Here is a 21,680-nt window from a genome sequence, read left to right as displayed (position 1 = left end):
ATAAATTGTTTTAATAAGCGTTAAGCTTATGCTAACAAGATTATCAACATTACAATATGAATTCTCAAGACATACGCGCAACTTTCCTTAAGTTTTTCGAAGATAAAAAGCACAGTATAGTGCCATCTGCACCAATGGTGTTAAAGGATGATCCAACTTTGATGTTTGTAAATGCCGGAATGGCACCTTTTAAAGAGTATTTTTTAGGAAATAGTGAGCCTAAAAATAATCGTATAACAGATAGTCAAAAATGTTTACGTGTTTCTGGTAAGCATAACGATTTAGAAGAAGTTGGTTATGATACTTATCACCATACATTATTTGAAATGTTAGGTAACTGGTCTTTTGGTGATTACTTTAAAAAAGAAGCTATTGCTTGGGCATGGGAGTTATTAACGGAAGTCTATAAAATTGATAAGGATATTTTATATGTTACCGTTTTTGAAGGTAGTGATGATGATGATAACCTTAAAATGGATACGGAAGCTTATGACATTTGGAAACAATATATTAGTGAAGACCGTATTTTAAAAGGAAATAAAAAAGATAACTTTTGGGAAATGGGAGAACAAGGACCTTGCGGACCTTGTAGCGAAATCCACGTAGACATTAGGTCTGCGGAAGAAAAAGCAAAAGTAGATGGTAAAACTTTAGTTAACGAGGACCATCCGCATGTTGTGGAGATTTGGAACTTAGTTTTCATGCAATACAACCGTAAAGCAAATGGAACGTTAGAAGGGTTACCAAACAAACATATTGATACAGGTATGGGGTTTGAACGTTTATGTATGGTGTTACAAAACGTACAATCTAACTACGATACTGATGTTTTTACACCTATTATTAGAGAAATAGAAGCTATAACAGGTAAAGATTATGATGTAGACGAGAAAGTGGATATTGCTATTCGTGTAATATCTGATCATGTACGTGCAGTCGCATTTTCTATTGCAGACGGGCAATTGCCAAGTAATACAGGAGCGGGGTATGTAATCCGTCGTATTTTGCGTCGTGCAGTACGTTATGGATTTACATTTTTAGATAAGAAAGAACCATTTATTTACCGTTTAGTTAATGTTTTAACGGAAAAAATGGGTGCTGCATTCCCTGAATTAAAAGCACAAAAACAATTAATAGAAAATGTAATTAAAGAAGAAGAAGCCTCTTTTTTAAGAACATTGGATCAAGGTTTAGCTATTTTAGATCGTATTGTAGATAATGCAACTGATAAACAAGTATCTGGTTCTAAGGTTTTTGAGCTTAAAGATACCTATGGTTTTCCTGAAGATTTAACTGATTTAATTTTAAGAGAAAAAGGTTTCTCTTATAATAAAGGTGAATTTAATAAGCGATTAAAAGAACAGCAAGGAAGAGGTCGTGAGGCATCAGAATTAAAGTCTGATGATTGGACTGATTTAATTGAAGATGAAGATCAAGAATTTATCGGATACGATCAATTAGAAGCTAAAGTAAAAATCACAAAATACCGTAAAGTCGTTTCTAAAAAAGATGGCGAAATGTATCAACTAGTCTTTAATTTAACACCGTTTTATGCAGAAGGTGGAGGGCAAGTTGGAGATAAAGGTTATATTCAAGCAGGTAATGGTGATGTGTTTTATATCGTTGATACTAAAAAGGAGAATAACATTATTATTCACTTAACTAAAGAGTTGCCTCGTGATGTAAATCAAGTGTTTATTGCTAAAGTAGATGCTAAACAACGTTACAGAACAGAATGTAATCATACAGCAACACACTTATTGCACCAAGCATTAAGAGAAGTTTTAGGAGAGCATGTGGAGCAAAAAGGAAGTGCGGTACACTCTAAATATTTGCGTTTTGATTTTTCTCACTTTTCTAAGTTAACTGTAGAAGAATTACGTGATGTAGAAAACTTTGTAAACTCTAGAATAGAAAGTAAGTTGCCATTACAAGAAGGACGTAATGTGCCAATGGAAAAAGCTATTGAAGAAGGGGCTATGGCGTTATTTGGCGAAAAGTACGGCGATGCTGTACGTACCGTTAGATTTGGTCAATCTATAGAGTTGTGTGGTGGGACGCACGTGGATAACACTGCAGATATATGGCATTTTAAAATAGTGTCTGAAGGCGCAGTTGCTTCTGGAATACGTCGTATTGAAGCAATTACAAACGATGCAGTTAAGTCTTATTATCACGAAAATAATAGATCATTCTTTGAAATGAAAGATATGCTTAACAATGCGCAAGAGCCTGTTAAAGCATTACAAAATTTGCAAGATGAAAATACAGGCTTAAAAAAGCAAATAGAACAATTACTTAAAGATAAAGCTAAGAATATAAAAGGCGAACTTAAAAACGAAATCACAGAAATAAATGGGGTTAACTTTTTAGCTAAGCAATTAGATTTAGATCCGTCAGGAATTAAAGATTTATGTTTTGAGTTAGGTAGTCAGTTTGATAACTTATACTTATTATTTGGAGCAGAAAACGATGGTAAAGCAATCTTGTCATGTTACGTATCTAAAAGTTTGGTAGAAACTAAGTCGCTTAACGCAGGGACTATTGTAAGAGAATTAGGGAAACACATCCATGGTGGAGGTGGTGGACAGCCATTTTTTGCTACAGCAGGAGGTAAGCATCCAGAAGGTATTGTTAATGCTTTAGAGGCTGCTAAAGGGTATATTTCTTAATTAAGAATAGACTATCAGAATTAATAAACAAGTAAAGGAACTAAAAGAAATAATTTATGAAAAAGCGTTGGTTGTTACTTTTAGTTTTTTTTCCTTGTATGTTGTTTTGTCAAGTAAGCCAGTCGATTAGTTTTGATACGTTTGATAATGGTTATGTGTTTTGCGAATCTGTAGATTTAGAGGGCAATACTAAATGGGTGAAAACAGTTTTGTCACCTTCAAAAGCACAAGTTTTGCAAATCCAAAAACAATTAAATTACTTAGGTTATAACTTGAGTGAGACAGGTATTTTGGATGATGAAACTAAAAAGCAATTAGAACAGTTTAATTTTGATGTCGGTTTAGGTAAGTACCCTTATATTTTGTTTAAAACAGAAAAAAAGCTGAAAAGAAAATGTTTAAAAAAACAAAGATCTAATTGAATCTTCAAACCAAAATACCATTACAAAAGCAAGAAAGTAATCTAATAAGCTATAACTCGAAAGTGTTTTTATTAGGGTCTTGTTTTGCGGAAAACATTGGTGAAAAATTTGAGTATTTCAAGTTTCAGCATTATGTTAATCCGTTTGGTATTTTATTTCATCCTGTGGCTATTCATAATTTGGTTATTAATGCATTAAGTGGGAAGAAATATGCGGATACGGATGTGTTTCTTAACAACGAGCAGTTTCATAGTTTTGATGCACATTCAAAATTAAGTCAACATACAAAAAGTTTATTATTACATCAGCTTAATGCGGCGTCTCAAAAAACGGGTCATTATTTAAAGCAAAGTTCTCATGTGGTTATCACTTTAGGTACAGCATGGATTTATCGTTATATAAAGACTAATAAAATAGTTGCCAATTGTCATAAAATTCCGCAGCAGCAATTTCAAAAACAAATATTAGGTGTGGATGTTATCGTGGCTGCACTTCAAGCTATTATAACGGAGGTTAAAAAAGTTAATCCTGCGGTTAATTTTATTTTTACAGTATCTCCTGTAAGACACATTAAGGATGGTTTTGTGGAGAACACACAAAGTAAATCACATTTAATAACAGCTATTCATAAAGTTCTGGGCAGTCAAACGCATTATTTTCCATCTTATGAAATTATGATGGACGAGCTGAGGGATTACCGTTTTTATAATCAAGATTTTATTCATCCAAGTCCATTAGCAGTCGATTATATTTGGCAGCGCTTTAATGATGTTTGGATTGCCGATTCCGCAGAGAAAATTATGACAGAAGTCGATGTTGTACAAAAAGGAATACAGCATAAACCATTTAATCCTAACTCTGAAGCACATCTAAAATTTACAGAACAATTACAAAATAAACAAGAAAGTTTAGTTCGTCGATTACCTTATATTAAATTCGAATGATTCGCAACCTATTGATATGTAAGCGATTTAGTACAAATGATGTTTACAACAGATTAATATCCGGTTTAACGAATAAAAAATATTTTAACGTAAAGTAGCGCTACTTTTATCGAGCTATTAATCATATATTTCAATTAAACACCAAATCAATAATCTGCTTCTGTAGTTTTTGTTTTGGTGTTTTTTCTTTTCTAAAATTTTTAACTTCACGTTGTAGATAAATTCAAAATCTAATAGTACTTTTATTGTATGCGAAAAATAATTATTGGTATAGTAATAGCATTTGTTCTGTCGTTTGTTTTAAAAAAATGTACAGAAGGTAGTGCAGACAGAACTGTTATTAGTGAGCACTCTGCTTTAATACAAAAACAAATTAATAATGTTGGTAAGCTAATAGTGACTGAAGGCTATTTTAGTGATGCATACAGTTATAAAAACTCCAAAGCATTATTTGCTAACTTAACATCAGATAAGCAAGCGTTAGTTATAGTAAATGCTGAGGTAACCGTTGGTTACGATTTAAGTAAGATCGAATACCAAATAGATAGTATAAATAAGGTATTGAAGATTACTAAAATCCCTAAGGAGGAATTAAAAATCTATCCTAAATTAGAATATTACGATGTAGAAAGTGGTTACCTTAATGCTTTTAATCATGACGACTATAATAAAATACAGGAAACGGTTACCGCACGAATCCGTAAAAAAGTAGAGGCGTCTAACTTGCGCATAAATGCTAAAAACAGGTTAGTAAGTGAGCTGTCTAAATTTTATATTTTAACCAATAGTTTAGGGTGGACGTTACAGTATAATGACAGTAAGATTGATAACGAAGACCGATTGGAAATATTAAAACTATAATTTTCCCGATAGGCTTTGCCATCCACCACCATTCATAACCTCGAGACCATTACTGCGTAAAATAGCTGCAGCACTACCAGAGCGCATACCACTTGCACAACAAGTAATAACAGGTTTGTCCCATTGTTTTATCTGATTAATTTTGGCTTGGACTTGTTGTAACGGAATATGTTTTGAGCCTGGAATAGCGCCAGAATCATATTCTGCTTTAGAGCGCACATCTAAAATAATAGCGTCTCTATCTGTAAATTCTTTTATTTTGTTGGTTTTATTCCCAAAAAGAAAACTGAAAAATCCCATAGTATAATGTTTCCTTCAAAGTTAATAAATTTAGAAGATTTAAAAGTCTTAAATTTGTCTATATTCAACTATAAAAAATAAGGATTACATGTCTCAAGCATACGTCAAACAAACCATAGAGAATAACGTAGGGTATATTACGTTTTTTACACCAGAACATAACGCAATGCCAAGCCCGATCTTAAAACAATTGGAATTAGCTATTAAAGACGCTGGTAAAAATGATGATATTAGGGTTATTGTTTTAAAAAGTGGCGGAGCGCGTACGTTTTGTGCTGGAGCAAGTTTTACAGAGTTGGTTGCTATTAATAATTTGGAAGAAGGTAAACGCTTTTTCTCTGGATTTGCTAATGTGATTAATGCTATGCGTAAATGCCCAAAACTAATTATTGGTCGTGTACAAGGTAAAGCTGTTGGAGGTGGTGTTGGATTGGCAAGTGCAACGGACTATTGTTTGGCAACAAAATTTGCAGCTATAAAATTATCAGAAATTAGTATAGGCATCGGACCATTTGTAATAGAGCCTGCAGTAACCAGAAAAATTGGGCAAACTGCTTTTTCTCAAATGACAATTGACGCGGAAACATTTTACACAGCAGATTATGCAAAACAAAAAGGCTTGTACGCAGATGTGTTTGACACTGTAGAGGCTTTAGATGATGCAGTCTTAGCTTTAGCTACCAAATTAGCATCGTATAATCCTGAGGCGCTATTAGAACTTAAAAGAGTGCTTTGGCAAGACACTAACGAGTGGAGCGTCTTGCTTATTGAGCGTGCCGAAATTAGTGGTAAATTGGTCCTAAGCGACTTTACTAAACAAAAATTAAAGAGTTATAGTTAATCTATACCGCAATTTCTTGACTAGCAATCTTAACACCATCATCAATCAAATGTCCAACCTCTGGTCTGTTTTGCTTGATAGTTTCAAGATGTGCTAAAATACTATTGCAAAGCTCGTTTTCATTACCTTTTTTAGCCAGTTCAAATAACTCGATTGGTAATAACCAATCCATAGGAAAACGATTTACCAATTGTTCTAACACCTTAGTTCTAGAAATAGTTGGGTTTGTCCCTTCGCGATAATCACGGACTTGTTTGTAAAGGTCAATTAATTCTAACTTTTCAGCAGAATGCTTAACATGTATTGTCGTGCTGCTTACTTTATGTGTAATTAAATCAAAACTATGTAAGTCTGCAGGACCAGAATAACCAGAAAGTACTTCTTTACCAACAGCCATATCGTAAAGTCCCCAAGTAGGGTCAAATAAGATCGTGTCTTTATGTGTTACTGTACAGTTTTTAAAGCTAATTAATATAATTTTACCCTGTAAGTTACGTGTACCGGTAATAATTTCTCCGGTAACAATAATGTCATTTTCAAACTCTAAAGTAACGGTTTCACCTTCATAAATATCATAAGCACGTAAATCGCGTGGTGACATGTCTTCAATAGCAAGATTAATACCTTTTAATTTCCCGATAGGAGATCCAAAACCATCCGCATGTTCTAAAGTACTATGTCCAACCAATTCTTTATCTCGGTTAGCTAAGGCAGTTTTCCCTGTAGTTTGTATGTAACTTACTTTACCATTATGTTCAATCATATTAGTAAACACACCCGATATTTGTAAACCTGTACTAAGCTCTATTGTTCCTAAAGCTTGACTATGTATTAATTTTTTAATAGCACTTGGTCCACCGGTACGCAGCGCCATAGTGTTAGCAAAAGACTCTAACACCAAACTAAGGTGTGCAAAATCCGGAGTGACGTATAATTGTGGCTGTGGTTTTGTAATGTCAAAATTCTGAAAAGTAGAGTCTATTGTATAAGGCAATTTTTTAACCTTATCAGTCATACACCAAGCGCTCTCTCCAATAGACGATAATAAACCAGCACCATAAATTTTAGGATCTTCAATGGTTCCAATCAAACCATATTCAACCGTCCACCAATGTAAGTTTCTTATTAAAGCCATCTCACTTGGTTCACCCATATTATTTTGTAAATCTTCAACCGCTTTTTCAGCTAAATCAATTTGATCTTGTGGTGTATTAGGCGCTTCCTTAATAATAGATAAGTGTCGCACAGCTTCGTATAATTCGTAATCTTTGGCAGAACTGATGGCTTTACACCCAATTTCACCAAAACGTCTTAAGTACTCAGCATACTCTGGATTTGCAATAATTGGAGCATGACCAGCACCTTCATGTATAATATCCGGAGCAGGTGTGTATTCAATATGTTCCAATTGTCTAATATCACTAGCAATTACCAATACATTATAAGCCTGAAACTCCATAAAAGCATTAGGAGGTATAAAACCATCTACAGCAACAGCAGCCCAGCCAATAGCCTTTAAAATACGATTCATCCCATACATATTTGGGATAGCATCTACGCTAATTCCTGTTTGCTGTAAACCTTCTATGTAAGTGCTATGGGCCACTTGACTAAGATAATCTACATTTTTACGCATAGCATAACGCCAAACCGCTTGGTCAATAGCAGAATAATCCTCATAATCCTGAGGCTTAATAAACTGTCTTAAATGCTTCGGTAAACGATCTAAAATTGGATTAGACTCAATATTTTTAAACTCCATAGCTTTGTGTTTCACTTGACGTAAAAATACAAAAATCGTACTAAAAGACTCTTAAAAAAAACAGTAGTTTATTCAAACAATCAAAACAACTTAGTATATTTGTACCATGGTTAAATTAACAACATTTTTATTTATAAGCGGAGGAGAAATATTTTTCATCCTGCTTATCGTTGTTATGGTGTTTGGCGCTAAAAATGTGCCGGATATTGCCAAGGGATTAGGTAAAGGTATGCGTCAACTTAAAGATGCCACTAATGATATCAAAACCGAAATCACTAAATCTGCAGAACGTAACGGTTTGGATACAAGCATAACAGATGGTGTAAACGAAGAACTTAAAAAAGTTAAAGACGATCTAGAGGAGTTTACCGGATCTGTACGTCGTAAACTATAATCCAATTTCCGAATCAATTATAGGGGCGTTACCACAAGGGTCGCGTCATCCATTATATCTTTTTTTAGGATATTCTCAATAGTATTTTAAGTGTCCATTTAAATATAATTTACCACAGCTAGTGCTATTTAGTTTAAAAAAAAGGATGCCATTTCTACCGCTAACGCAAAATAAAAACAACTTACCACTAAGATTTTACTACTTTTAAAGATGTTTAATAGGTAAATTGATAACCAAATTAACTTTTTTTTAAGAAAAATGTATATATTTAAGCATCAACCTTAAACCATATACAAAATGAAAAGACCATTACTAAAACTATCAGTCCTTCTGATAGCTTTGACAGTATTTAACGCGTGTCAAAAAGAAGACGCATTAGATGCTCCGGAAGACACAACAATAGACTACAGTCAAAAACCCGCGTTAACCGTTCCTGAAATAAATGCCTTAATTAATCAAAGCTTTACCGAAACAGGTGCTTTTGACTGGAAAGATGTCACACCACATACATTATGGAGTGCAGTAGTTAGAGGTAATAATATTTTAACCATTGGTTACGGAGAAGAAAACGAAAGTTTTGCTGAGGTTAAATCAGAACGCTTAAAAGCAACATTATCTAATATTATACAATTGGTAGAGGATAATGAAGATTATAAAAAAGACGAAAAAACAATGTTTGAACACGATATTATAAATGTCGTAGATGTACAGGTTGCAAACTTTGAGACTATTAAACAATTATTACAAACTGACGGTGTTAGATATTTGGAGCCAAACGGATATAACCAATACGAAACCGTAAATAATGGGCGTTCAAGCTCTGGATGCGATAAAAATGCAGACACAATTAATGCTGCACATTACACGACTATAGCGCCAAATAATGCGCAAGTGTCTTGGCATTTTTACAAACACAATATCCCACAAGCTTGGAGTCAAAGTACAGGAGCAGGGATAACTATTGGTCTGATAGATACAGGAGTGTCTGCTTCTCAGCCTTTATTGAATTCGTCAGGAATTAATGATGGGTATTCAAATGGGCGTTTTGTTCAAAAATATGGAACATTTATCGACTCTAATTGGTGGTGGTCAAATAACTATGATGGTATACATGATAAATGTGGACATGGTACAGCTATGGCATCAACAATAGCAGCGCCACGTAACGATAACGGAATGCCTGTTGGTGTTGCTTATAATGCAAATTTAGTAGCGTACAGAGCAACAGAAGATGTATTACTTAATGACTATCATGAGCGTAAAGGAGTATCTAGCGCATTAACACAATTAGGAAATAGAAGTGATGTGAAAATTATATCAATGTCTATAGGGTATTTATGGTCTATCGGAAATATAAAAGATGCTGTTAGATATGCTTACAGTAAAGGTAAATTAATTTTCGCAGCAGGTGGGACGTCTACTAGTTTTACAAACGGTTACGGGGTTATTTTTCCTGCAACTATGAGTGAGACTGTTGCGGTAACAGGTGTAGATGATGGACCAAATTACGATAGATGTGAGGTGTGTCATAGCGGAAGTAAAATAGACTTTACTATTATTATGGAAGGTAATAACAATACTAGTAAAGCACCGCCGGTATTAGGTTTTTACAACGGAGATAGAAGTTACACAGGTGGATCATCTGTAGCAACAGCAACAACAGCTGGTATTGCTGCATTAGTTTGGTCTAAGCACCCAACATGGTCTAGAGCTCAAGTGTTAACTAAATTAAAGCAGTCTTCAGAGTTTTATCCTAATAAAAATTCAAGTTTTGGATATGGTAATATTGATGCTTTACAAGCAGTACAATAAAAATTATAAGTGTTAATGTAAAAAGCCTCTCGTTTTATGAGAGGCTTTTTTTTATGTTGATTTTTACCACCTTACTTGATATGGATAGGGTTCATAAATGCTGTTTGCCTCATTTATAGTATTTCCTAGAGCTGCATCTTCTTTAGCTTCAAGTATAAAAGTTTTGCTGTCTTCAATCTTGTTTTGATGGCGTAAGCAAATTGATTTATAATACTTCGCGTCAGAAAATGTGGGATATTGTGCTATTACTTTATCGAAAGCAGTTGTTGCTTCCTGCCATTTACGTTGTTCATATTTACTTATTCCGAAATAAAATAAATCTAAAAAATGTGGTTCACCCCATTCCTTTTCCTGTTCTATTATGTCTTTTTTTAATAGGTTTTCTGCTTTTTCAAACTCATTAAGTTGTAAATAAGATAGCGCAATATAAAATCGGTAAGTATGATCCATTACGTAAGTATTTCCTTCTCTTTTAATGCATTCTTCAAAATCTACTATTGCCGATTTATATGTTTTAGCAAAAATACATTTAATAAATGCTCTGTAACTTAGCCATCTTTCGGGTTTGTATAAAACAGCTTTGTCTAAGTACGTCATACCAACCTCATATTTTTTAGCTTTAAAATAAGGCATTGCTTTTTGTTGCCATAAATAAGCGACCGTACTATCAACTTTTAAACCAGTATCTAAACAGTTTTGCCATTCTGACATTTGAAAACTATAATTGAAATGTTCAGCACAATTTGTAACATATTTTTCAATTATTGCCTCTTGTTTTTTTGTTTTATCCTCATTTTGAGAGGATTTTATGTCATTGCTTGTTTTACTATTGCATTGTAAAAATAAGAATGATAAAATAATTATTATTGATTTATTCATGCTAAACAAGTGGGTTTTATTGTCAATCGGTTTGGATTATTAATCGGAATGTCTTTTTATTTAGACTTAAACGAAGTTCGACTTTTTTAATGAAACAATCAAAAGCTCTTGAGCAATTCATTGTTATAAAAAAACAAAGCAAATTAGTGATTTCATCTTTAATCAATATATTGTTTTTACTTTCGCAAAGAATTAAAATAAAGGATTAAATGTTGGATTATGTAGTCATTGGAGGTGCACAAGCAGGATTAGCTATGGCTTATCATTTAAAACAAATGAACGTCAATTTTATAGTTTTAGACGGTGAGGCAGAAGTTGGTGCGTCCTGGTTAAACCGTTGGGATTCTTTAAAATTATTCACACCAACAGAATACAATCATTTACCAGGTTTAAAATTTGAGGCGCCTAAAGGGCATTATCCAACAAAGGTTGAGGTTGCTAATTATTTTAAGACTTACGTTACTGCATTTGAGATTCCTGTGCAATTAAACACATTGGTGACTGCTGTTACTAAAACAGCAAAAGGGTTCCATGTACAGCATAAAGATGGCGAAATTGAGGCTAAAAATGTAGTGGTTGCTACAGGTCCATTTCATATTCCTTATACACCGCCATGTCACACAAAAATATCGGATAGTACATTACAAATGCATAGCAACTACTATAAAGGTGTTAAGCAATTACAACAAGGTGATGCTTTAGTTGTTGGAGGTGGGGATTCTGGTTATCAAATATTAAACGAGATTTCTAAAGACAGCTCTAGGACTGTTTATTTTTCTGGAGATACTAGTGTAAAATCATTACCTCAAAACTTTTTAGGTAAAACACTATGGTGGTGGTTTACTGTCGTTGGTTTTTTAAGTTATAGTAAATATAGTTGGGTTGGTAAAAAAATTAACTCTTCAACACAACCTGTTATTGGTACGGATGTAAAAGAGATTTTGTCTCGAGAAAATGTCATACCTGTAGGACGCACAAAAGATGCATTAAACGACGATATCTTTTTTGAAAAAGAAAAAAAATCGACTATTAAAAATGTGATTTGGGCAACAGGATATCGACCTAATTTTAAATGGATTCAAGGTTTAGAACTGGATGCTAATAGTTATCCTAAAAACTATAGAGGCGTTAGTAATATTGATGGCTTATACTTTATAGGTTTACCATGGATGTTTACACGTGGATCCGCAACGTTAGGAGGTGTGTCTAAAGATGCTAGTTATTTGGCTGGTGTTATGAGTAATAAATAAGAGTAAAAATAGCTTTTAAAAAGGGGAGGTTTATTTATTATAAAGCTCTGGTGTTACAGAAATCTCCATGGTAAAAGCACCATTCTTATCGTAATACTTGTAATCTAAAGTGATGTTATTATCTCTGTATGTTTGTAATTCAGGGCTGTTTTTTACGCTTTCGATGATGTTGGGTCTTATGTACTTATTAGCTGTGTCTATATTGACTTCAGATTTTGCCATATCTAAAAGTGTGTAATGGTAAATAAAATTAGTTTTTCCTTTGGATGATGCACTGTCTAATCTTGTATATTGATCAACTGCTATGGGTGTTGATTTATTCATTTCTATAGCTACATTTTTTAATTCAGTAGCTATATCTTTTTTAAAAAGTTGTTTAACAGCATAAAATGAAATAAGAAAGGCGATAACGCCTACTGTTATTCCAATAATATTACTTTTCTTTTTTGGCTTGTCTTCTGTCATTACAATGTTGTTTAATTAGATTAAAGCATCTGTCTCTTCACACAAAACATAAGATTTAAAAATAGATTCTAGTTCTTTTTCTGGATCCTCTGTTAATCCAGCATGTGTTTTAGAACTTTGTATAATAGTACTTCTTGCGGCTGCTAGCCATCTGAATCTATCAGATACTTCAAATTGACCAATAACCCCTGCAGAAGGATCTCCTTTGCAAATTAGTTCCCATGATTTTAGATAGCTATTTAAAGCTTCTAAGTCTAAGTTGCAGGCAAAGGCTTTTAACTTAGCATCGCTGATTTTATATTTTACACCAACAAATTTTCTGCGTTTAGAGTATAAAATAACACCAATATTAAAAAACTCTTCACGTTCTACTTTAGGGACAAGCCTAATAATCGCGTATTCAAAAGTAACTTTATCTTGCATCTTGAGCTTCTTTAACTAGTGAGTCTATCATAGCCAGTTTGGCATCTAGATAATCTGTATACGCGTCTCGTATTTCTGATGGTGTTAAGGTGTCGCCCTCACTTATCAACCAATCTTCTGGAATAGTATTGATAATGTTTTTAATAGTGGTTTTATCTAAAGCTTTAATTATTTCTTTTGAAGCATTTTCCAATTCTGTAGCACGACTTAAAAGCACGTGGTCTTTTATTAATGGAAATGTTCTTGTTAAATGGTTTTTCCACGTGTCCCAATTATGATGAAAATAAAAACTAGCACCATTATCTATTACCCATAATTCCTTATTCCAATTTAGAATGTTCGGGTTTTTAGAAGTTCGATCTATATTACTAATGATACTGTCTAATAAAACGACTTTAGAAGCTGTTTTAGCATCTGCAACAGACGCCAATGGATCAAAGGTTATACTACCGCTTAAATAATGTAGTCCTAGGTTTAAACCGACGCTAAACTTAAGTAAGTCTTGTATTTCTTCATCGGGTTCCATTTTACTAAACGAATCATCTAAATTCATAAAGACCAATTCGGGTACTTTTAAGCCAATAGCGCGTGCTAATTCGCCACCAATAAATTCGGCAATCAATGCTTTTTTTCCTTGTCCTGCACCTCTAAATTTTAACACGTATAAAAAGTCGTCATCTGCTTTTACAATAGCAGGTAAAGAACCACCTTCTCTTAGAGGTGTGATGTATTGTGTGACATCAACGGTTCTTATATCTAATTTACTCATTAGTAATATTATATTTTTCGGCTAATAGTTAAACCATCTCTAATAGGTAATAAAACGGTTTCGATTCTTGGATCTTTTTTTAAGAGTGTATTAAACTCTAAAACAACATTAGTAGAAACGTCTTTTGGATCCACTGGTTCAACTACTTTCCCGTGCCATAAAACATTGTCAGATAATATGATTCCGCCAGGTCTTAATTTGTCAATAATTAAATGAAAGTAATTGACGTAGTTAGGTTTGTCAGCATCAATAAATACCAAATCAAAAGATTTGTCTAGCTTTGGAAGTATATCAATTGCGCTTCCTAAATGCTGATGTATTTGCTGCCCAAATTCTGATTTATCAAAATATTTACGCTGAAAATCTTCCAACTCCTCATTAACATCAATGGTGTGTATTTCTCCTTCAGGATGTAAGCCTTCAGCTAAACAAAGGGTTGCATAGCCGGTAAAAGTACCTAATTCTAAAACAGATTTTGGTCTAATTAATTTAGAAATCATGCTTAGTACGCGACCTTGATAAGGTCCAGACAGCATAATAGGTTGTAATATTTTTTGATAAGTTTCTCTAGTTAATTGTTGCAATAACTCGGGCTCATCTTGACTGTGAGCAACAACATAGTCGTCTAATTTTTCTGGTAAGAAATACATTATCCTAAAATACGTTTAACAAGTTTATCTTTAGCTGCTTGGTCATCTCCACATAACCATTGGATCACGTTATCTTCCCAAATAGCATCTCGTTCTGTTTCTGTAATAATTTTACGTTCGATAGCTAAATCTAAAATTTTTCCGGGGTAAGAACTTTGTTTTTCGCTTTCCATTTCCCCTAAAGGGTAAGGGTCATCTAGTCCCATTAAGACCTGTTTAGAACCTTGGTTTTTTAATAATAAATCTAATCCACCAGTATCATGTACTAAGGTATCGAAAAATATGTTTTTATGTCCAACCGCTTTTCTTGGATGACTTTTACCTTCAAATAAATCTGGTCTACCATCAAAACCTTGTATACGTCGTCCTAAGTTTATTTGTGCTAGTTGTCCACCATGTGCAAAGCATGTTCTCATATTTGGGTACTTATCCTGGTAACCGTTTAAAGTTAAAAAGTGGTAGGCATCTGCACATTGTGCTAGCATCCATATTAAGTGAAAACGCCAAGACGTGTTTTCTAGTTTTATAAACTTTTCACCATCATACGGGTGTATTTCTACAGCTAGATTATACTTGTTAGCCATTTCAAAAATAGGCTCGTTTTCTTCATCAAAAATACAACGCCAAGTTCCAATAGTATCCATGTAGTGGGTTGGTAAGCATAATAATTGCATGCCTAATTCTTCTACACAACGTTCAATTTCCCAACAGGCTCCTCTAACAAAACCAGGATGTACTACAAAACCGCAAGTAAATTTACTTGGGTTTTCACGTTGTACTTTGGCATTAAAATCGTTCTGAAATTTAAGCGCTTGCTTCATTTCTTCCACACGCAAACCGTTACCGTATAATTGCGATAAATTTAAAACAACTGCATGGTCAATTTTAAAACGTTCCATCCAAGCTAGTTTTTCATCTAAAAAGAAACTAGAATCTGTAATTGGTCTGTTCCAATCTTTTTGAAGCATAAATTTTCGGTCTTTATCGACCCAAAAAATTTCTTTGTCCTGCATAAACTGAGGGATTTCCTCAGGATATGGCAATAGGTGTGAGTGACCGTTAATTCTAAGTTTGCGTTTTTCCATATGTTTTGTCATTGCTAGTCTTAAGACGTGGCAATCTTTGTCTTAAATTATTTGTTTTATTCATTTTGCCTTGATGCAAAACGAACCAAAAAATCAAATTGAAATGAGGAAATTCCTGCGGAACATTCATTCTCGGAATTACGTGCTTAAAGCTTCGCTTTGCAGCTTCATTCCTTCATTCATTATTTATGCATTTCAATGTTCAATTTTACAAATTGATTGGGGACTTTCAATTAAGCTAATGTTATTTTTAATCCCGGCTTTTATTTTCTTTAGCTAACTGCTAACTGCTAACTGCTAACTGCTAACTAGTTTTCTAACTGTACCTTTTGTGGTGGTTGCATGATGGCCGAACAGTTTGGACATGTACGTTTGTCCAAATCGCCATAATATTTATCGAATATTTTTGGCATATCGGTTTCAATATTTTTTACTGTAAAATCTTCTTCGTACAATTTAGTTGTGCAATTTTCACAAAACCATAATAAGGCATCTTGCACACCTTTTTCTCTTGGGTATTCAATCACCAAGCCAACTGTGTTTGCACCACGTTGTGGCGAGTGCGGTACTTTTGGAGGTAACAAAAATATTTCGCCCTCTTTAATATGAATATCTTTTGGCATACCGTCTTCAATAACTTTTAAGACAATATCACCTTCAATTTGATGAAAAAACTCAGGTGTCTCGTTATAATGGTAATCCTTTCTATTATTTGGTCCACCAACAACCATAACAATAAAATCACCATCCTTCCAAACCACTTTGTTACCAACTGGTGGCTTTAAAAGATGTCTGTTTTCTTCGATCCAAGCTTTAAAATTTATAGGTGGAAATAATTTACTCATATTATATTATTTTGGGCGTTTCCCTAAATAGGGTCAGGCTTTACACTATATCTTTTTTTAAACTTGTTCTCGATACATTTTGTTCATACTTCACAAAACACTCGAACTGACGTTTAAAAAAGGATGTCGTTTCAAACCTTTAGGTTCACGAAATCAATATATTAAAATATTGACCAGTGAGTAATCCTTAACGCAGATTCATGAATTCAATAAAATTAATGATAATTGAACAGATTGCCACGATTTTTTAAAAAGAAAAAAATCTCGCAATGACAGATAGAATTATAAACTCTTTGTTCTTCCGCCATCAACCGGAAGATTAATTCCGTTAATATAACCAGCACGTTCGCTTGCTAAAAATGTAATTGCATCAGCTAGTTCTTCAGGCTTGGCAAAACGTTTTGCAGGAACCGCACTTTTCATAACATTTGCAGATTCTTCTTCGGTATTTCCTGTTTTAGCAGATTTGTTTTTAATAATTTCAGCCAAACGATCGGTTCCTGTCGCACCAGGTAAAACATTGTTTACCGTGATACCAAATTGACCAAGTTCGTTAGCTAAGGTTTTACTCCAATTGGCAACAGCACCACGAATGGTATTACTCACGCCAAGTCCATCTAAAGGTTGTTTTACTGATGTAGAAATTACATTTATAATGCGACCAAAGCCTTCATTTTTCATAAACGGAACTACTGCTTGTGCTAACACGTGATTACATTTTAAATGCTGAGTAAAAGCAGCTTCAAATTCGTCTACATCTGCCGAAAATACTGGTCCTCCTTTTGGTCCTCCTGTATTATTTACTAATACATGAAATCCATGATTCTCTTTTATGTAAGCCTCTACCTTTTCTTTTAATTCCTTCGGGTTAGAAAAATCGGCAACTATATAATCGTGATTTCTATGTTGAGGTAACTCAGTTAATGTTGCTTTTAACTTATCTTCATTTCTAGCAATAAGTGTTACTTGTACACCTTCTTCAGCTAAAGCTATTGCTGTGGCTTTTCCTATTCCTGCTGTGCTTCCGCAAACTAGCGCGTATTTATTGTTTAAGTTTAGATTCATTTCCTTCTTTTGATTTTATAAAATGACTTATTTTTTGAATTAAGATAACAAGAGTTAGCACAATCGCAATTGGTTTGTCTTTTAACCAAAAATAATATATTAAAGCACCCATAATAAAAGGTGAAATAAAATCTATAATATTGCTTAATACCCTCAATAATGACTTAATTGAATCAGGTAATTTTGAAACTATTTTTTCTCTAAGTGAATCAATAAATATACCTAAAAAGTAGAATGAAATATAGATTGATAGAATTATAATAATTATCGTTCCAATAGTTCGAATATCATTAAAACTATTCTCTCTAAAGTTATTAATTAGAAAGTTACCGCAAAATAATATTATACAAATAAGTAATATAGGTCTTAAATATTTAGTCCAAATATAGAATGTAAACTCTCTTCTAGTCAATTTTATTTTTTTAATGAGTTAATATTTTATACAAACATTCTTAGCTTCAGTAAAAAAACGTAACGCTTCAAAACCACCTTCACGACCAACTCCAGAAGCTTTTACACCACCAAATGGTGTTCGTAAATCACGCATCATCCAAGTGTTAACCCAAACTATTCCAGCTTGTAGTTGGTTGCTCATTTGCATGGTGCGTTTTAAGTTGTTAGTCCATAATGTTGCAGATAAACCATACTTCACTTTGTTTGCCATTTGCAATACTTCGTCTTCTGTATTAAAAGGCATAATGGTAACTACAGGTCCAAAAATTTCTTCTTGATTTACTCTGCAGTCATCATTTGGTACTTCAATAACTGTTGGTTCTAAATAGTATCCGTTTTCATAACCTTTTACAGTCACTTCATTTCCGCCACAAAGGATTGTTCCGTTTTCCGCTTTAGCTATATTTATATATTCTTTTACTTTTTCTAAATGTGGTTTGGAGACTAATGCTCCAATATTGGAGGATGCTTTCGATGGATGACCAACTTTTAAAACTTTTACTTTAGCAACAAAATCTTTCTTGAATTTCTCATAGATAGATGCTTCTACAAATATTCTACTTCCACATAAACAAATCTGACCTTGATTGGCAAAAGACGAACGTACTGTTGTGTCTAACATATCGTCATAATCACAATCTGCAAAAATGATATTTGGATTTTTCCCGCCTAATTCTAACGATAGCTTTTTAAACATTGGAGCTGCTACTTTTGCAATATGTGCTCCTGTTGCTGTTCCTCCTGTAAAACTAATGGCTTTTATGTCTTCATGTTCTATAATGGCTTGTCCAGTAGATCCACCAAGTCCATGTACAATATTTAAAACACCTTTTGGGAGACCGGCTTCGTTACAAATTTCGCCCAATAAATATGCGGTCATTGGAGTGATTTCACTTGGTTTGGCAACAACGCAGTTTCCTGCTGCAATTGCTGGAGCGATTTTCCATGTAAATAAATAGAGTGGAAGGTTCCAAGGTGAAATGCAACCTACAACACCAATGGGTTGGCGTAAGGTGTAATTTATGGCTTGTCCGATGCTTTCGTGGCTTTCGCTTGCGAATTGTGTTATGGCATTTCCGAAGAAACGAAAGTTACTTGCTGCTCTTGGTATATCTACTGCTTTTGCTAAGCTAATCGGTTTTCCGTTGTCTTTACTTTCGGCTTCTGAAAAGCGTTGTAAGTTAGCTTCTAGTAACTCTGAAATCTTTATTAATATTCTACTACGCACTTCTATACTAGTTTGTGACCAACCAGGAAAAGCTGATTTCGCAGCGATATATGCGTTTTCTATATCCTCTTTTGACGAGTTTGGTATTTGTCCGTAAACTTCTCCATTACTAGGATTGTAGTTATCTATCCAATGGTTTTGAATTGGATTGTGGAATGCTCCGTTTATGTAGTTTTGAATATTCATTTATTGTTTCTTATAGGCCATAACTTTAATCTCAACAACCAAATCGGGATGCGGTAATTGATGTACAGCAACTGTAGTTCTGGTTGGTCCTGTTTCTTTATCAAAAAATTCAGCGTAAGCTTTATTATAATCTGAAAAGTCATTCATGTTTACTAAAAAGGAAGTCACATCTACAACGTCTTTTAAACTGGCGCCAACTTTTTTAAGATTGGTGTCTATGTTTTTTAAAACTTCTTGCGTTTGTGTGTAGGCGTTTAATTTTTTAGTTCCCATTTCGTCAATAATATCTACTCCTGCAATGGTATTGTCTGCTCTACGTGAACTTGTTCCTGAAACAAAAATGAAATCGCCAACTTGTTTTACGTGTGGATAGGCTCCTCTTGGTGTTACTTTAGTTCCTTCGTTCATTAATTTTATTTTTTTTGCGTCATCCTGAGCTTGATTCACGATCACATTATTTTTCTTCTTCTAATTTAAAATGTCACACTGAGCGCAGTCGAAGTGCTTTTTTTATCCAGTATCTCGTCATTCTGAACTTGTTTCAGGATCTCATTATTCTTTCTTTCTGTTCATTTTGCCTTGATGCAAAACCCTTCGACTACGCTCAGGATAAACCAAGCCAAAAAATCAAATTGAAAAGAGGAAATTCCTTCGTTCATTATTTCTGCTTTTCAATGTTTCAATTCTCATGAATTGATTTGGGACTTTTATTTTTCTTTTGTTCTTGTTTAGCCCAAAATAGTTTCTTTTTGCTAAATGCCAACTATTTCAATCCTGCAACTCTATCGTCTTGTAAAATAGCTTCGGTTTCTTCCTTTACTTGTTTAAATATACTACTTAAATTATCGGTTGTGTTAATTTTTTTATCTGCTAGTAAGTTTAAAATAGCTTTGTCTTGCGCTCTTCCTTTTGTCATTGCTGTATGATACGGGATGTCTTCTTTGAAAGTTACCATTGAGTATTTTGAGAAATAATCATTTGGAAATTCTTTTTCTAAAGCCATTTCAATCGCACGTTTTTCTTTAAAAATAGGATTCGCAACATGATCACGCATTTCGTAATAATTGTCTATTGCTAAATCAGCAATAGCGTCTGTATCTGCTTTTCTTGTTTTTTCGTAGACCTTAAAAATGGTTTCCCAATCACCTTCGTATTGTTCTATAATACTATCAAAAACAGTGACATCCTCAAAAGAAGCGTTCATACCTTGTCCGTAAAATGGAACAATAGCATGTGCTGAATCTCCTAATAACACATTCTTGTTTTGGTAATGCCAGGGGGAACATTTTACTGTTCCTAAAGCACCTGTTGGGTTGTTAAAAAACTCGTCTGCTATATTTGGTATTAATGCTAATGCATCTGGAAATTGTGTTGCAAAGAATTCTTTTATGGTGTCTTCTGTAGTAAGATTGTTGAAATTGTATTTACCTTCTTCATAACTCAAAAATAGTGTAACCGTAAAGCTTCCGTCTAAATTAGGAAGTGCAATTAACATGTAGTCACCTCTTGGCCAAATATGAAGATAGTCTTTACTTATTTGATGCTTTTTTTTAGCGGAAGCGGGAATCTCTAACTCTTTATAACCATGCGTTAAGTAGTTTTGCGAGTAACTAAATAAAAACTTACGTTCTAGATAATAGCTTTTTCTTAATGAAGACCCTGCGCCATCTGTACCAAAAAGCACATCGCCTTTAACTTCTGTTTCTATTTTTGTTTCATAATCGTATAACCTGGCAGTATTATTTTCGATATCAATACCGTTACATTTTTTGTTGAAATGAATAGTCAGATTATCGTACGAGTCGGCTTCAGTTAATAGTAAACCATTAAGTTCTCCACGAGAAATAGAGTTTATGTATTCGTTATCTCTTCCTGAATAATTAGAAGGAAACGTATTGCCTTCTATATCGTGTATTAAACGACCAAACATAGGGATGCATAACGGTTTTACTTTGTCTTCAACACCCGCTAATCGCATAGCTTTTAGTCCGCGGTCAGAAAGCGCTAGGTTTATAGATCGTCCTGCAGAAATATCTGTGGTACGTAAATCAGGTCTGCTTTCGTAGACGTTTACTGTGTAACCTCTTTGCGCTAAACGTAAGGCTAGGAGAGAGCCGCAAAGCCCTGCTCCAATAATTAGTATGTTGTCTTTTTTGCTCATATCAGTAGTGTTGTCTTTGACTTGGTATTAGTCTTCGTTATCCTAATCTTGATTCAGGATTTTATTATTTGTTGTTCTTTTTCTATTGCAAAATGTCACACTGAGCGCAGTCGAAGTGTTTATTTTACAATTAATTTGTCTTGATACATTATTTAGGATGCAATGTCTGGTAGACATTTTTATTCTAAATACAAAGCCAAAAAGCATAGCGAA

The 21,680-nt window shown here is 33.8% G+C and carries 22 protein-coding genes; 8 read left to right on the top strand and 14 right to left on the bottom strand.

From position 1 onward, the window contains the following. The first annotated feature begins 56 nt into the window (after positions 1–56). The 4 genes from alaS (at position 57) to ACZ2G2_RS02435 (ending at position 4,899) form a co-directional block, all read left to right on the top strand. Entirely contained in the window at positions 57–2,672 is a 2,616-nt protein-coding gene (alaS, locus tag ACZ2G2_RS02450; RefSeq protein WP_470393804.1) for an alanine--tRNA ligase, read from the top strand. Between the two features lie 56 nt (positions 2,673–2,728). Next, positions 2,729–3,094 carry a peptidoglycan-binding domain-containing protein gene (locus ACZ2G2_RS02445; protein ID WP_090837571.1) on the top strand — a complete coding sequence of 122 codons (366 nt, stop codon included), beginning with the start codon at positions 2,729–2,731 and terminating at the stop codon, positions 3,092–3,094. After that, positions 3,091–4,038, top strand: a complete 948-nt coding sequence (locus ACZ2G2_RS02440) for a GSCFA domain-containing protein (protein WP_470393803.1) — start codon at positions 3,091–3,093, stop codon at positions 4,036–4,038. Before ACZ2G2_RS02445 ends, ACZ2G2_RS02440 begins: the two co-directional genes overlap by 4 nt. A gap of 249 nt (positions 4,039–4,287) precedes the next feature. Then, the gene (locus ACZ2G2_RS02435; RefSeq protein WP_282068952.1) at positions 4,288–4,899 is read left to right on the top strand and encodes a DUF4230 domain-containing protein; all 612 of its coding nucleotides are present in this window, start codon (positions 4,288–4,290) and stop codon (positions 4,897–4,899) included. On the opposite strand, the gene ACZ2G2_RS02430 is transcribed toward ACZ2G2_RS02435, so the two are convergent. Then, positions 4,894–5,199, bottom strand: coding sequence for a rhodanese-like domain-containing protein (locus ACZ2G2_RS02430; protein WP_470393802.1), 306 nt, complete (start codon positions 5,197–5,199; stop codon positions 4,894–4,896). The two genes, ACZ2G2_RS02435 and ACZ2G2_RS02430, sit on opposite strands and share 6 nt — an antisense overlap. 88 nt (positions 5,200–5,287) lie before the next feature. Between ACZ2G2_RS02430 and ACZ2G2_RS02425 the strand changes: the two genes are divergently transcribed. Beyond that, positions 5,288–6,040: an enoyl-CoA hydratase/isomerase family protein gene (locus tag ACZ2G2_RS02425; RefSeq protein ID WP_470393801.1), complete on the top strand. Its 753-nt coding sequence runs from the start codon at positions 5,288–5,290 to the stop codon at positions 6,038–6,040. 1 nt (position 6,041) lies between these two features. Here ACZ2G2_RS02425 and ACZ2G2_RS02420 read toward each other — a convergent pair whose 3' ends face one another. Next, the gene (locus ACZ2G2_RS02420; RefSeq protein ID WP_470393800.1) at positions 6,042–7,802 is read right to left on the bottom strand and encodes an aromatic amino acid hydroxylase; all 1,761 of its coding nucleotides are present in this window, start codon (positions 7,800–7,802) and stop codon (positions 6,042–6,044) included. Positions 7,803–7,908: 106 nt separating this feature from the next. On the opposite strand from ACZ2G2_RS02420, the gene ACZ2G2_RS02415 reads away from it, so the two are divergent. Together ACZ2G2_RS02415 and ACZ2G2_RS02410 are read left to right on the top strand one after the other, a co-directional pair. Further along, positions 7,909–8,196 carry a Sec-independent protein translocase subunit TatA/TatB gene (locus ACZ2G2_RS02415; protein WP_090837559.1) on the top strand — a complete coding sequence of 96 codons (288 nt, stop codon included), beginning with the start codon at positions 7,909–7,911 and terminating at the stop codon, positions 8,194–8,196. A gap of 297 nt (positions 8,197–8,493) precedes the next feature. Then, positions 8,494–10,008 (top strand): S8 family peptidase, encoded by a 1,515-nt coding sequence (locus ACZ2G2_RS02410; RefSeq protein WP_470393799.1) that lies wholly within the window; start codon positions 8,494–8,496, stop codon positions 10,006–10,008. 63 nt (positions 10,009–10,071) lie between these two features. Here the strand turns inward: ACZ2G2_RS02410 and ACZ2G2_RS02405 are convergent, their stop codons facing one another. Continuing rightward, entirely contained in the window at positions 10,072–10,887 is an 816-nt protein-coding gene (locus ACZ2G2_RS02405) for a tetratricopeptide repeat protein (protein WP_470393798.1), read from the bottom strand. Between the two features lie 209 nt (positions 10,888–11,096). Here ACZ2G2_RS02405 and ACZ2G2_RS02400 point away from each other — a divergent pair, with 209 nt between their 5' ends. Then, positions 11,097–12,137, top strand: coding sequence for a flavin-containing monooxygenase (locus ACZ2G2_RS02400; RefSeq protein WP_470393797.1), 1,041 nt, complete (start codon positions 11,097–11,099; stop codon positions 12,135–12,137). Between the two features lie 30 nt (positions 12,138–12,167). Here the strand turns inward: ACZ2G2_RS02400 and ACZ2G2_RS02395 are convergent, their stop codons facing one another. The 11 genes from ACZ2G2_RS02395 to ACZ2G2_RS02345 form a co-directional block, all read right to left on the bottom strand. After that, on the bottom strand, positions 12,168–12,602 hold the full coding sequence (locus ACZ2G2_RS02395; protein WP_470393796.1) for a hypothetical protein: 435 nt from the start codon (positions 12,600–12,602) through the stop codon (positions 12,168–12,170). Positions 12,603–12,617: 15 nt separating this feature from the next. Next, complete coding sequence (locus ACZ2G2_RS02390; RefSeq protein ID WP_090837549.1) at positions 12,618–13,025, bottom strand: DUF3037 domain-containing protein; 408 nt, start codon at positions 13,023–13,025, stop codon at positions 12,618–12,620. Next, a complete protein-coding gene (locus ACZ2G2_RS02385; protein WP_470393795.1) occupies positions 13,015–13,794 on the bottom strand; it encodes a HipA family kinase in 780 nt (259 codons plus the stop codon). Before ACZ2G2_RS02385 ends, ACZ2G2_RS02390 begins: the two co-directional genes overlap by 11 nt. 8 nt (positions 13,795–13,802) lie before the next feature. Beyond that, positions 13,803–14,444, bottom strand: coding sequence for an O-methyltransferase (locus tag ACZ2G2_RS02380; protein WP_470393794.1), 642 nt, complete (start codon positions 14,442–14,444; stop codon positions 13,803–13,805). Then, positions 14,444–15,529 carry an amidohydrolase family protein gene (locus ACZ2G2_RS02375; protein WP_099570469.1) on the bottom strand — a complete coding sequence of 362 codons (1,086 nt, stop codon included), beginning with the start codon at positions 15,527–15,529 and terminating at the stop codon, positions 14,444–14,446. Before ACZ2G2_RS02375 ends, ACZ2G2_RS02380 begins: the two co-directional genes overlap by 1 nt. A 308-nt stretch (positions 15,530–15,837) precedes the next feature. Further along, entirely contained in the window at positions 15,838–16,374 is a 537-nt protein-coding gene (locus ACZ2G2_RS02370; protein WP_470393793.1) for a 3-hydroxyanthranilate 3,4-dioxygenase, read from the bottom strand. Positions 16,375–16,656: 282 nt separating this feature from the next. Further along, positions 16,657–17,439 (bottom strand): SDR family oxidoreductase, encoded by a 783-nt coding sequence (locus ACZ2G2_RS02365; RefSeq protein WP_470393792.1) that lies wholly within the window; start codon positions 17,437–17,439, stop codon positions 16,657–16,659. Continuing rightward, complete coding sequence (locus tag ACZ2G2_RS02360; RefSeq protein WP_470393791.1) at positions 17,417–17,851, bottom strand: hypothetical protein; 435 nt, start codon at positions 17,849–17,851, stop codon at positions 17,417–17,419. The genes ACZ2G2_RS02365 and ACZ2G2_RS02360 overlap by 23 nt, the downstream gene beginning before the upstream one ends. A gap of 18 nt (positions 17,852–17,869) precedes the next feature. Beyond that, a complete protein-coding gene (locus tag ACZ2G2_RS02355) occupies positions 17,870–19,306 on the bottom strand; it encodes an aldehyde dehydrogenase (protein ID WP_470393790.1) in 1,437 nt (478 codons plus the stop codon). Continuing rightward, a complete protein-coding gene (locus tag ACZ2G2_RS02350) occupies positions 19,307–19,714 on the bottom strand; it encodes a RidA family protein (protein ID WP_470393789.1) in 408 nt (135 codons plus the stop codon). 355 nt (positions 19,715–20,069) lie between these two features. Further along, the gene (locus ACZ2G2_RS02345) at positions 20,070–21,467 is read right to left on the bottom strand and encodes an FAD-dependent oxidoreductase (protein WP_470393788.1); all 1,398 of its coding nucleotides are present in this window, start codon (positions 21,465–21,467) and stop codon (positions 20,070–20,072) included. Between the last annotated feature and the right edge of the window lie 213 nt (positions 21,468–21,680).

It is taken from the genome of Olleya sp. KKT75, assembly GCF_055635485.1.
Note: the sequence above shows the minus strand (reverse complement) of the source record. Positions and strands in the feature narration are given on the sequence as shown.